The sequence below is a fragment of the Mesorhizobium humile genome (assembly GCF_033977215.1).
GTDB classification, from domain to species: Bacteria; Pseudomonadota; Alphaproteobacteria; order Rhizobiales; family Rhizobiaceae; genus Mesorhizobium; species Mesorhizobium humile.
Map to the genome: position 1 here is coordinate 183,440 of NZ_JAVIIV010000008.1, position 11,436 is coordinate 194,875.

Here is an 11,436-nt window from a genome sequence, read left to right on the forward strand (position 1 = left end):
CTTTCTAGTTTTGTTACACAGGGTAACACCAATTGATCATTTTCCATTAATTTTCTGCCGGGGAATGTGAACAGGGTTACCCGCCGTGGCGCGATGGCAACAGGCGGGCAGCGCCGATTGACCATCAATCGCGCCGATTTCGTCTTTTATTCCAGCGCGTTAACAGTGATTGCGCCAAGTGGCGAAAAGCTTCCCTTACGGAAGCGAAAAACACGGGTTTGTGAACGAAAAAGAGGCGCCGATCAGCCGAAATGGCTACTGCGCGGTGACCGGAATGCCCGAAAACTTACCGTCAGTGAGCTCTTCAGGTTTTCCCGATTCGTCTTTTCCGGAGGCGTTGAAATGGCCGGAAATGGTCTTGCTGGCAGCGTCGTATCTGTCGATGACGATCTCGCCGCTGCCGAAACGGACATGGCCGACCATGGCGCCGGAATCGAGGATGTTGAAGTTGGCGCTATTCGCGGCTGAGCCGGCCTTGAGCGCATAGCTGCCGGCAAGGTCGTTCGGATCCTTCAAGACCAGCATCGAATTGAAGGTCATGGTCGGCGAGCCCTGTTCCGTCCCCGACAGGTTCAGCATCGGCTTGCCGCCCATCTGCATCGTCTGGGCCAAGGTAAAGGACGCTGTCCAGGGTTTGCCTTCGAAGGTGGCCGACATGACGGCCTCCTCGGCGGACACGCGCTGCAATGCCAGCGGAAGCCCGAGGGCGAAAGGCAAGCACAATAGCAACAATGCGCGACGCCTGACGGCCATTCAGTGCCCCCTCAAATCAGCTAAACCCACGCGATTCTAGCTCGGCGCGGCGTAGAAGGCGATTCACCAGATCGTGTTTCGAGACGGAACGGGGTTTGACAACGTGGCCCAGCGGGCCGAACCTGCCAGATGTTGGTCTATGTCGGAGGGGGATGACATGCCTGCACGTTCAGTTGCGGCCGCGCTGCTCACCGTTTTCACCTGGATGTCCGCGGCACATGCCGCCAGCCAGAGCATTCCGGCAAGCGCCGGGGGCCAGATCGAGTTCAACACCCCGTCCGGCAATATTGGCTGCATCTATACGCCGAAGGGCGGCACCAGCACCTACCAGCCGCGGGATGGCGGGCCGGAGCTTTCCTGCTCGCGCGTCGAGCCGAGCTACGTGACCGTGATATTGGGGCCTAAAGGCCCAGCGACACTGATCAAGAATCCCGGCGAGCAGGGCTGTTGCGGCGACGTAACCAAGCTTGGCTACGGCAACAGCTGGAGCAGGGGGCCGTTTTCCTGCCAGTCGTCGACAAAGGGGCTAAGCTGCACGGGCGGCGATGGTCATGGCTTCTTCCTGAGCAAGGCCAAAGCGACCGCGAAGTAGGAGCACGATTCCAGGAAAGCGCATGGCGTCAGGTACGGCGGCTTCGCCGTAACCTTCCGTCCCGATTGCGCTGACGGATTATTCAGCTCGCGGTTTCCAGCTCGCCACGCGCCTTGGCCTGGGCCACCTGGCGGATGGCGTCGGCAAGCGTGTCGGCATCCTGCGCGCCCATCACCGCGTATTTGCCTTCGAGCAGGAAGCAGGGCACGCCGGTGATGCCCATGCGCGAAGCGGTGGCGATCTCGTTGCGGACTGCCTCGACATCGGCATCGGTCGGCAGCAGCGTCTCGACCACCGACGCATCCATGCCGGCCTCGCCAGCAGCCTTCACCAGCACGGCATGGTCGCCGATGTTCACGCCTTCCTCGAAATTCAGCTGGAACAGGCGGCGCACCAGCCGGTTCTGCACATCTTCACCCGCGGCGCCCGCCCAGCGGATGACGCGATGAGCGTCCAGCGTGTTGGCAGCGACCTTGATGGCGCCAAAGGCAAAATGGATGCCCTCGGCCTCGCCGAGCGGCTCGATGCGCGCGTGGATCTGTTGGATGCGTTCCTCGCTGCCGAACTTGCCGAGCATGTATTGGCGGCGATCCATGCCCTGAGGCGGGATGGTCGGATCGAGCTGGAACGGCCGCCAGCGGACATGCACCTCGATATCGCTTGCGGAAGCAATGGCCTTGTCCAGCCGCTTCTGGCCGATGAAGCACCAGGGGCAGACGACATCGGACACGACATCGACGGTGATGGAGGTCTCGGCGCTCATGCTCGTCTCCTGTTCGGTCCCGATTGGGTTCGGCTCTCAATCAAAGAGATATAAAGCATGATGTCGTCCGAAAACCGCTTCACACTTTTCGGCATCACGCTCTGGCATCAGTTGGGCTTTCGCCACCAGGTCGGCAGCTGATAGCCGAATATGGGGGTCTTTTGCGGATGTTCCAGATAGCTCCAGTAGGCGAGCCATTGCTGCGTGTTGTATTGCATCGGCACGATGTAGTTGCCTGAGATCAGCAGCCGGTCGAGCACGCGCACCGCCGCGACATAGTTTTCCTTGGTGCGGGCGTTCAACATGGCGTCGATCGCGGCGTCGATGGCCGGATCGGCGACGCCGGCGAGATTGAACGATCCTTCCGTCTTCGCGGCGACCGATCCCCAGCGACCGAGCTGCTCGCTGCCGGGCGACAGCGAATTGCTGAAGCCGCTGGTGCCGATCAGTACCTCGAAGTCATAGCGTTGCTTGCGCGACTGGATCTGGTCGCCGTCGAGGGTGCGGATGCCGACGCCTATGCCGATCTTCTCCAGGGTGCGTTGGTAGATGGAAGCCAGCCGCTCCTCATCCTGCGACGAGGTCAGGATCTCGAAGCTGAAGGGGTTTCCCTGCGGGTCGAGCATCTTGCCGTCCTGCACGCGGAAGCCGGCGCTCCTCAACAATTCGAAGGCGGCTTTGAGCACCTTGCGATCCTGACCCGAACCATCGGTCACGGGTGGGTGCCAGGTGCCGTCCATCACATCGGGCGGCACGCGGCCTGGATAGGGGGCAAGCAGCGCCTTTTCGCGGTCGTCGGCCGGGTGGCCGAGCGCGGACAGCTCGGAATTCTGCCAGTAGCTCATGGTGCGGTTGAACTTGCCGCCGAACAGGTTCTTGTTCGCCCATTCGAAGTCGTAGAGCATGCCGAGGGCGCGGCGCACGACCGGGTTGGCGAACTTCGGCAGCCTGGTGTTGAACAGGAAGCCGGTCACCACCGGGGGGATGCCGGTGTTGAAATATTCTTCCTTAACGTCGCCCCTTCGGAAGGCGGGAAAGTCGATGTCGCGCTCACGCTTGACCGGATCGGTCTCGTCGTCGAGGGCGCAGATTCCTTTCTTGAACGCTTCCGTCTTGGCGTTGGCGTTCAGAAAATACTCGATGGTGATCTGGTCGAAATTGTCGAAGCCGCGTTTCGACGGAGTGTCCTTGCCCCAATAATCCGGGTTGCGCTTGAAGACGATGCGCTGCCCCGGCAGCACCTTGTCCACGGTGTAGGGCCCGCTGCCGATCAGCGGCTTAAGCGTGGTCTTGTCGAACGTGTCCTTGTCGAAGGCATGCTTCGGGACGATCGGCGTCAGCGCGACGATCAGCGGGAATTCTCGGTTGGCCTTGTCATTGAAGGTGAATTTCACGCTGTGGTCGCCGGTCTTCTCCAGCTTGGCGATCATGCTCATGCGGTCGCTGTAGGGCGGGCGGCCCTTGTCGGTGAAGACGTCATAGGTGAACAGCACGTCCTCCGGCGTCACCGGCTGCCCGTCCGACCATTTTGCGTTGGGGTTGAGATGGAACTCGATGCTCTTGCGCTCCGGATCCATGTCGGCGCTGTCGGCAAGCAGCCCATAGAGGCTGAAAGGCTCGTCATAGCTGCGCTGCATCAGCGGCTCGAAGACGAGATTGCCGTAAACGGTGTCGATCATGCCGCGCGCCGTGGTGCGCAGGCTTTTCAGGATGAAGGGGTTGAGGTTGTCGAAGGAGCCGACGACGCAATAAGTGACGCTTCCGCCTTTCGGCGCGTCCGGATTGACGTAGTCGAAATGCTGATAGTCGGGCGGCAGTGCCGGCTCGCCTTGCATGGCTATGCCGTGCTTCGGCTCCGACTGTGACGGAAGGAGCGAAAGAGCCAGAAACGAGGTCGCGGCGATCAGCCGAACGAGAACGCGGTCCATGACCGTCTCCTTGCCGGGCGGCTTTGTGATTCGCCATGCACCGTAGAGCATTTCCTTACCCGATTGAATCGGTGCCCGAATGGGAATCGGGTTCAGCCGCTCCCGCGCTGACCGACGCTCGCCATTGGGAGAGGAACCGCGAAGAAATCGCGGAAACCGGGCTGGATTCGGCGCCGCTGGCAGTGTAACACGCGCTCCGAAGTCATCCTGTTGCCTCATTTGGGCAACAGGTAGCTGGACCACACGGCGCGAAGAAGCCGGTCCCCGGGATCATTTGAGAGGAAAGTGCACCATATGACGATCAACGCGTACCGCCTTTCGGTGCTGGCCGCAGGCGTGGTCGGCGTTCTGGGCGCCGGGCTTGTCACCGCCTCGGCCCAACAGCAGCCGCAGATTCCTCAGGGCTGGTTCAAGGCCTGCACCAAGCAGGAAGACGTCGACATCTGCAATGTGCAGAACATCGTCACGGCCGGCAACGGCCAGCTCGTCACCGGCGTCAGCCTGATCGAGCTCAAGGGCAAGGTGAACCGCAAGGTCTTCCAGGTCACGGTCCCGACCGGCCGCCTCGTGCCTCCCGGCATTGCGCTGCAGATCGATGCCGGCAAGGCGCAGAAGCTCGACTATGTGATCTGCTTCCCGGACCGTTGCGTGGCGGAAGTGCCGCTGAGCGACCAGCTCGTCGCTTCCTTCAAGAAGGGGCAGGGCATCACGCTCACCTCGATCAACTTCCAGAACCAGCCGAACCCAATCAAGATCGCGCTCAGCGGCTTCAGCGGCGCCTATGACGGCCCGCCGCTGCAGCAGTCGGACATCGAGGACCGGCAGAAGAAGCTGCAGGACTTCGTCGCCAAGAACAACCAGGACTTCGCCAAGAAGCTCAAGGACGAGCAGGACAAGGCCAAGACCGCGAACTGATCGCGTCAGCGCGTTTCTCGGAAAACAAAAAGCGGGGCACGTGCCCCGCTTTTTTGTTGTCGCCGCGCCGCGCGTTGGCAACATTCGTTGGCTTCAGTGCTTCGACTGGCGTTTCGGCTCGTAGCGGCCGTCCGGCAGCTTGTCGAACATCTCGCCGATCTGCGGATGCCGTACCGGTTCGCCCGACCGGTCCTCGAGCAGGTTCTGCTCGGACACATAGGCGATGTACTCGGTCTCCGAATTTTCCGCCAGGAGATGGTAGAAAGGCTGGTCCCTGCGTGGACGCACGTCGGCGGGAATGGCCTCGTACCATTCCTCGGTGTTGGCGAATTCGGGATCGACGTCGAAGATCACGCCGCGGAACGGAAACAGCCTATGGCGAACCACTTGTCCGATCGAGAATTTGGCCGTTTTCATCACGTTCACCACCTGCAGCGCCGCGCGTCCTCTCGGACGCGCAAAGAATGCTGCAGCACTTTAGTTTTGCGCATGATCCTCTTCGAAAATCGATCCGATTTTCGGGCCATGCGCTGTTCCGAGGCGCCTGTCGTGGCTGCGCGCAAGGCGCCTAAGATCTTGAATTTACACGTCACCCGGCCAGAAATCGACCCCGACTTTCGGCTTGGTGCCTATTTGGCGCAGGCGCGGCGGCAATTCAATAGCCAACGCCTTGACCTCAGCCGAAGCAACGGGTTAGCCCGCACGGGAGTTTTCTGCCCGAGCGAAAATGTCTGACGTCATCGGTCTCGTCCTTCCATTCTTCGGCATGATCTTTGTCGGTTTCCTGGTGGCGCGCATCACCAGGCAGCCGCTGGAAGCGCTCGGCTGGATGAACATTTTCATCGTCTATGTCGCGCTGCCGGCCCTGTTCTTCCAGTTGCTCGCCAAGACACCGTTCGAGCAGTTGACGGAGTGGAGCTTCATCCTTGGCTCGCTGATCGCCACCTATGGGATCTTCACACTGATGTTCGCCTGGTCGGTCTTCGTTTCCCGCGGCGGGATCGCGCCGGCGACGATCACCGCCCTTGCTGCGGCTTACGGCAACATCGGCTATATGGGACCGGGGCTTGCCTTGCTGGCGTTCGGCGAGCAGGCGGCGGTGCCGGTGGCGCTGATCTTCTGCTTCGAGAACATCGTGCATTTCACCGTGGCGCCGATGATGATGGCGTTGTCGGGCAAGGAGAAGGCGCCGCCGCTCCAGCTGGCGCTCGGCGTCGTGAAGAAGATCGCGCTGCATCCCTTCATCATCGCGACGGCGCTTGGCGTCGCCGCCGCCTATGTGGAGTTCCGCCCGCCGCTGCCTGTCGATCGCTTCCTGGACTATCTCGCCCGCGCGGCCGCGCCCTGCGCCCTGTTTGCCATGGGGGTGACGCTGGCGCTCCGACCGCTCAACCGCGTGCCGCATGAACTGGCGTTGATCGCCGGGCTGAAGCTTATCGTCCACCCGCTGCTTTGCTATGTCGTGCTGAGCTGGATCGGCAATTTCTCGCCGACCTGGGTCTTTTCCGCCATGCTGCTGGCGGCGCTGCCGACGGCGACCAACGTCTTCGTGATCGCGCAGCAATATGACGTGTGGGTGCAGCGGGCTTCGGCCAGCGTGCTGATCACGACATGCCTTTCGGTGGTGACGGTGACCGCGCTGCTCTACGCGATCCGGCACGGAATCCTAGCGGCCGACCTCTTTCCTTAACCCGCCGGCAATCGCGCGAAAACCGCTGCCGGGCCGCAGTCCCTCGCGCATGAAGAAGGCGCGCAGCGGCGCGAAGCCGCCAAGCGCATTGAGGCCGGCGCTGCGCGCCAGCTGCGCCGGCAGCATGTCGGACAAGAGCGACATGTTAAGCAGGTTCACCGCGCCGCTACGCGCCCATATGTCGGGCCGGCGCCTGGTGTCATAGACGGCGAGGCTCCCGTGCGATCCGGGGTCCGCGCTGTTTTCACTCGCGATTCCAATCAGATCGTCGATATCCCTGATACCGAGGTTGAGGCCTTGGGCGCCGATCGGCGGAAACACGTGCGCCGCCTCGCCGACCAGCGCCACGCGGTTTTGCGCGAAACGGCCGGGCGAGGCCGCCGACAAGGGATAGACTTGGCGACCCGGCTCGACCGAGACGCGGCCAAGCATCGATTGCATCTGTTGCTCAACACGCTCCGACAGGGTTGCATCGTCGAGCGCGGCAAGCTCCAGCGCCGTTTCCGGCTTGACCACCCAGACAAGGCTTGAACGCCTGCCGGGTAGCGGCACCTGCGTGAACGGCCCTGTCTCGGTGTGGAACTCGGTCGAAACGAAGCCGTGCTCGCTGCGGTGGCCGAAATTGAGCACGAGCGCCGACTGCGGATAGGGCCGCGCAAAGGCGCGAATGCCGGCGGCTTCCCGTGCCGGGGACAGGCGTCCGTCGGCGGCGACCACCAGGGACGCGGAGATTTCGCTGCCGTCGGCTAGCCGGGCGTGGGCCTGATCGGCGTCGAGGCGCCATGACTCGACGATGGATTTCAGCCATTCGACGCCGCGATGGGCCGAAACGGCCTTGGCGAGGATCGGTATCAGAACCTTGTTCGGCAAATTGAGCCCGAACTGTTCCTCGCCGATCTCGCTGGCGCGAAAGGTCACGGTCGGGCTTCGGATCAGCCGGCGGGTGGCGTCGACGATGCGCATCACCTTGAGCGGCGCGGCCTGCGGCTTCAGCTCGGCAAGGACGCCCAGCCGTTCAAGGACCTTCAGCGCCGGATTCATGAGGGCGGTGGTGCGGCCGTCGGCGCTGTTGGCTTCGGGGCCGACCAGCGTCACGCCGAAACCGGCCTCGGCGAAGCCGAGCGCCGCGATCAAGCCGGCCGGACCGCTGCCGGCAACCAGGATGCGGGCTTTGTCGTTGTGCTCCACGCCAGGCTTCCACAATGCGAGGCGACCCTTCGGGCCTTTGTCTGGATATAGGGCAGATCAGCCGGCTTGATCAACGCGGCGATTCAGCCCATTCGATTGCCATGAGTGGTGAGCAGCACGATTTCAGCCATCTCGACCGGGCGGGCCGAGCGACGGCAGGCGTGGCGCGCAGCCCGCGCCTTACGGTCATGCTCACGATCGGCGTCGGGATAGGCCTTGCCTGGCTCCTGCTTGGCGCGATGGCGATCCGCGGCGCTGAAAACAGCCCCGTCGGCGGCCCCGGCGACATGCTGCTGAAGAATCTGCCGAGCCTGCCGTTGCCGGGTTTCCTGGACCGGTTCTTCGCTCTTTGCCTCGCTCCGGCACCGCTTGCCGGCCCGGCCGGCCTGCAAGCGCCGGCGCTGGTGCTGATGTGGTTCCTGATGGCCGTGGCGACGATGCTGCCTTCGGCGGCGCCCTTGATCCGCACCTATTGTGAAATCGCCGATACGGCGAGGATCAAGGGCGAACTCGTCGCTCATCCGCTGGTGCTTGTCGCCGGATACCTTGCCACATGGCTTGGCGCATCAGTGGGCTTTACGCTGTTGCAGCTCGCGGTCTACGCGTTTGCCGGTTCCGGCCGGATACTCGACCCCGCCATCGGCATTGCCGGCGCCGCCGCGCTGCTCGTGGCCGGTCTCTATCAGTTCAGCGGCCTGAAACAGGCATGCCTGGAAAAGTGCCGCAACCCGTTCTCGATCCTGTTCGCCAACTGGAGCGCGAAGCCGGCCCGCGTCTTCCGTTTGGGACTGGAGCAGGGCATCTGGTGCCTCGGTTGCTGCTGGGCGCTGATGCTGGTGATGTTTGCCGTAGGCGCCATGAACGTCTTCTGGATGGCGCTGATCGGCCTGTTCACCCTGATCGAAAAACAGACCGGCGGCAGGGTGGCCAGCCGGGTTGCCGGTACGATACTGCTTGTGTGGGCGGCTGCCCTGCTATTAGTTTCGGCGTGAGGGGGAGAATTCGATGACCGACCAAAGCTGGGCAATGAAAGGGGAGTTGGTACTCTCTTGCAATTGCACGGTTTTCTGTCCCTGCGTGCTGTCGCTCGGTAGCCATCCGCCGACCGAGGGCTATTGCCAGACCTGGGCCGGGTTCCGCATCGACGCGGGCCATTTCGGCGACGTCGACCTGTCGGGCCTCAATCTCGGCCTGATCATGGAAATCCCCGGCTATATGAGCCGCGGCAACTGGACGGCCGGCCTGTTCATCGACAAGCGCGCTTCGGTCTATGCGGTGAAGGCGCTGACCAAGATCTTCACCGGCAAGGCCGGCGGCACCACCGCATTGTTGTCGATTCTGGTCGGAAAATTCCTCGGCGTCGAGCAGGTGCCGATCACCTACGAGACGCGCGACAAGACGCGCGTCTTCCAGATACCGAAGATCATAGACGGCGCGGTGACGCCAATTCCCGGCAAGGATCGCGAGAAGGATACGGTGATCACCAATTCGGAATATTGGATTGCGCCTGAAATCATCGTGGCGAAGTCCGACAAGAGCAAGATGCGCGCCTTCGGCCGCAACTGGAATTTCGCGGGCCGCTCGGCCGAAATCTGCAAGCTGGACTGGCGGGGACCGTGAGCAAGAACACAGCGGCCAGAAAAGCAGCCAAGAAGATCGCGGAGCGGATTCCGCTGCCGAAGAAGAAGGTGACGTGGCCGCAGGCGCGCGCGTTCTCCGTCCATCTGCTCACCGCATCAGGGTCGTTCCTTGCCTTCCTGTCGCTGGTTGCGGCGAGCGAGGAACGCTGGACGGCGATGTTCTGGTGGCTGGGGCTGGCGCTGTTCGTCGACGGCATCGACGGCCCGATCGCCAGGAGGCTCGAGGTCAAGGACATCCTGCCGACATGGTCGGGCGAGCTCCTCGACAACATCATCGACTATGTCACTTACGTGCTCATACCGGCCTTCGCGCTCTATCAGCGCGGTTTCATGGGCGAGAACCTGTCCTTCCTGTCCGCGGCCATCATCGTGGTCTCCAGCGCGATCTACTACGCCGACACCGGCATGAAAACGAAGGAGAACTTCTTCAAAGGGTTCCCCGTCGTCTGGAACATGGTGGTTTTCACGCTCTTCGTCATAGAGCCCGGGCAATGGGTGTCTTTCGCTGTTGTGGTGGTCGCCGGCATCCTGACCTTCCTGCCGATCAATTTCATCCATCCTGTGCGCGTCGTGCGGTTGCGACCGCTCAATCTCGGCATGACGCTTTTGTGGTGCGCCTTCGGCGCGCTGGCGCTGGCGCAGGCGGCACTTGCCACCTTCTATGACAAGATCGGCGTGCTGGGAGAGCAGGTCAGCGACTTCACCAAGATCGGCATCACGATCACCGGCCTCTATCTCGCCTGCATCGGAGGCATCATGCAGATGTTTCCCAGTCTGGGCGCCAAGAAGCCCTGATCCTGGATCAGGATATTTTTGGTCGAATGGTCATCCTGGCCTGGCTGTCCATCGGCGCACGGCCTTCCGGAAACCGCTTCTCCGTTTCGGGATCAAGTTTCCGGATTTTGTACGTACCTTTCAGAGAGTTGAGCGATGTCCAAGGCAATCCGTATCCACGCCAATGGCGGTCCCGAAGTCCTGGCCTATGAAGACGCCGATCCCGGCCAGCCGGGAGAAGGCCAGATCCTGATCCGGCACACCGCGATCGGCCTCAACTTCATCGACGTCTACTACCGCTCCGGGCTCTACCCGCCACCCGGTGGTTTTCCGCTGATTCCGGGCGGCGAGGCGGCGGGCGTCGTGCTGGCGCTCGGCACCGGCGTCAACTGGCTGAAGCCCGGCGACCGCATCGCCTATGCCGTCAATGTCGGCGCCTATTGCGAGAAGCGGGTGATCGCCGCCGATCGTGTGGTCAAAGTGCCGGACGGCATCAGCGATGAGCAGGCGGCGGCGATGATGCTGAAGGGCATGACCGCCGAATACCTCTTGCGCCGCACTTTTCCGGTCAAGGCCGGCGATACGATCCTCTACCACGCGGCCGCCGGCGGCGTCGGCCTGATCCTCGGCCAATGGGCAAAGCATCTCGGCGCGACCGTGATCGGCACCGCGAGTTCCGCCGACAAGATCGAGCTCGCGCGGGCGCATGGCTTCGATCACGTCATCAACTACAAGGAGCAGGATTTCGTCGCCGGAGTCGCTGCGCTTACGGGCGGGAAGAAATGCGACGTCGTCTACGATTCCGTCGGCGCCGACACCTTCCCGGCATCGCTGGATTGCCTGCGGCCGCTGGGCATGTTCGTGAGTTTCGGCCAGTCGTCCGGGCCGATCCCGCCTTTCTCGATGTCGCTCCTGGCGCAGAAGGGCTCGATCTTCGCAACCCGGCCGACGCTGTTCGTCTACAACGCCAGCCGCGAGGATCTGGTGAAGTCGGCCGAAGCGCTTTTCGACGTGGTCATGAGCGGCGCCGTCGAGATCAAGATCAACCAGCGCTATGCGCTGAAGGATGCGGCAAAGGCGCAAGCGGATCTCGAGGCCCGCAAGACGACGGGAACGACTGTCCTCATTCCTTAGAGCTTTCGGCATCACGCCTTAGCCGACTGCCCTGTTTTTCAGCGACTTGCCGTGCCCGA

12 protein-coding genes are annotated in these 11,436 nt (G+C 62.5%); 7 read left to right on the plus strand and 5 right to left on the minus strand.

From position 1 onward, the window contains the following. Positions 1-255 precede the first annotated feature (255 nt). On the minus strand, positions 256-657 hold the full coding sequence (locus RFM52_RS14790; protein WP_320295627.1) for a DUF6252 domain-containing protein: 402 nt from the start codon (positions 655-657) through the stop codon (positions 256-258). Positions 658-910: 253 nt separating this feature from the next. Between RFM52_RS14790 and RFM52_RS14795 the strand changes: the two genes are divergently transcribed. Continuing rightward, a complete protein-coding gene (locus tag RFM52_RS14795) occupies positions 911-1,345 on the plus strand; it encodes a hypothetical protein (protein WP_320295626.1) in 435 nt (144 codons plus the stop codon). Positions 1,346-1,427: 82 nt separating this feature from the next. Here the strand turns inward: RFM52_RS14795 and RFM52_RS14800 are convergent, their stop codons facing one another. Both RFM52_RS14800 and RFM52_RS14805 read right to left on the minus strand, forming a co-directional pair. Then, positions 1,428-2,108, minus strand: a complete 681-nt coding sequence (locus tag RFM52_RS14800) for a DsbA family oxidoreductase (protein WP_320295625.1) — start codon at positions 2,106-2,108, stop codon at positions 1,428-1,430. Between the two features lie 107 nt (positions 2,109-2,215). Then, entirely contained in the window at positions 2,216-4,036 is a 1,821-nt protein-coding gene (locus RFM52_RS14805) for an extracellular solute-binding protein (protein ID WP_320295624.1), read from the minus strand. A gap of 294 nt (positions 4,037-4,330) precedes the next feature. On the opposite strand from RFM52_RS14805, the gene RFM52_RS14810 reads away from it, so the two are divergent. After that, positions 4,331-4,951, plus strand: a complete 621-nt coding sequence (locus RFM52_RS14810; protein ID WP_320295623.1) for an invasion associated locus B family protein — start codon at positions 4,331-4,333, stop codon at positions 4,949-4,951. 93 nt (positions 4,952-5,044) lie between these two features. On the opposite strand, the gene hspQ is transcribed toward RFM52_RS14810, so the two are convergent. After that, positions 5,045-5,368, minus strand: a complete 324-nt coding sequence (hspQ, locus tag RFM52_RS14815) for a heat shock protein HspQ (RefSeq protein ID WP_164772605.1) — start codon at positions 5,366-5,368, stop codon at positions 5,045-5,047. A gap of 310 nt (positions 5,369-5,678) precedes the next feature. Between hspQ and RFM52_RS14820 the strand changes: the two genes are divergently transcribed. Then, positions 5,679-6,641 (plus strand): AEC family transporter, encoded by a 963-nt coding sequence (locus RFM52_RS14820; protein ID WP_320295622.1) that lies wholly within the window; start codon positions 5,679-5,681, stop codon positions 6,639-6,641. Here the strand turns inward: RFM52_RS14820 and RFM52_RS14825 are convergent. Beyond that, positions 6,618-7,829 carry a UbiH/UbiF family hydroxylase gene (locus RFM52_RS14825; protein ID WP_320295621.1) on the minus strand — a complete coding sequence of 404 codons (1,212 nt, stop codon included), beginning with the start codon at positions 7,827-7,829 and terminating at the stop codon, positions 6,618-6,620. The two genes, RFM52_RS14820 and RFM52_RS14825, sit on opposite strands and share 24 nt — an antisense overlap. A 101-nt stretch (positions 7,830-7,930) precedes the next feature. On the opposite strand from RFM52_RS14825, the gene RFM52_RS14830 reads away from it, so the two are divergent. The 4 genes from RFM52_RS14830 (at position 7,931) to RFM52_RS14845 (ending at position 11,377) form a co-directional block, all read left to right on the plus strand. After that, the gene (locus RFM52_RS14830) at positions 7,931-8,821 is read left to right on the plus strand and encodes a DUF2182 domain-containing protein (RefSeq protein ID WP_320295620.1); all 891 of its coding nucleotides are present in this window, start codon (positions 7,931-7,933) and stop codon (positions 8,819-8,821) included. A 13-nt stretch (positions 8,822-8,834) separates the two neighbouring features. Beyond that, a complete protein-coding gene (locus RFM52_RS14835) occupies positions 8,835-9,449 on the plus strand; it encodes a DUF1326 domain-containing protein (RefSeq protein ID WP_320295619.1) in 615 nt (204 codons plus the stop codon). After that, positions 9,446-10,264, plus strand: coding sequence for a phosphatidylcholine synthase (gene pcsA, locus RFM52_RS14840; RefSeq protein ID WP_320295618.1), 819 nt, complete (start codon positions 9,446-9,448; stop codon positions 10,262-10,264). Before RFM52_RS14835 ends, pcsA begins: the two co-directional genes overlap by 4 nt. Before the next feature lie 135 nt (positions 10,265-10,399). Continuing rightward, positions 10,400-11,377 (plus strand): quinone oxidoreductase family protein, encoded by a 978-nt coding sequence (locus tag RFM52_RS14845; RefSeq protein WP_320295617.1) that lies wholly within the window; start codon positions 10,400-10,402, stop codon positions 11,375-11,377. Positions 11,378-11,436 lie beyond the last annotated feature (59 nt).

Coding starts and splice junctions, on each gene's coding strand:
- hspQ (WP_164772605.1), bottom strand. CDS start 5,368: ATGAAAACGGCCAAATTCTCGATCGGACAAGTGGTTCGCCATAGGCTG.
- RFM52_RS14805 (WP_320295624.1), bottom strand. CDS start 4,036: ATGGACCGCGTTCTCGTTCGGCTGATCGCCGCGACCTCGTTTCTGGCT.
- RFM52_RS14800 (WP_320295625.1), bottom strand. CDS start 2,108: ATGAGCGCCGAGACCTCCATCACCGTCGATGTCGTGTCCGATGTCGTC.
- RFM52_RS14830 (WP_320295620.1), top strand. CDS start 7,931: ATGAGTGGTGAGCAGCACGATTTCAGCCATCTCGACCGGGCGGGCCGA.
- RFM52_RS14795 (WP_320295626.1), top strand. CDS start 911: ATGCCTGCACGTTCAGTTGCGGCCGCGCTGCTCACCGTTTTCACCTGG.
- RFM52_RS14845 (WP_320295617.1), top strand. CDS start 10,400: ATGTCCAAGGCAATCCGTATCCACGCCAATGGCGGTCCCGAAGTCCTG.
- RFM52_RS14820 (WP_320295622.1), top strand. CDS start 5,679: ATGTCTGACGTCATCGGTCTCGTCCTTCCATTCTTCGGCATGATCTTT.
- RFM52_RS14810 (WP_320295623.1), top strand. CDS start 4,331: ATGACGATCAACGCGTACCGCCTTTCGGTGCTGGCCGCAGGCGTGGTC.
- RFM52_RS14790 (WP_320295627.1), bottom strand. CDS start 657: ATGTCGGCCACCTTCGAAGGCAAACCCTGGACAGCGTCCTTTACCTTG.
- RFM52_RS14835 (WP_320295619.1), top strand. CDS start 8,835: ATGACCGACCAAAGCTGGGCAATGAAAGGGGAGTTGGTACTCTCTTGC.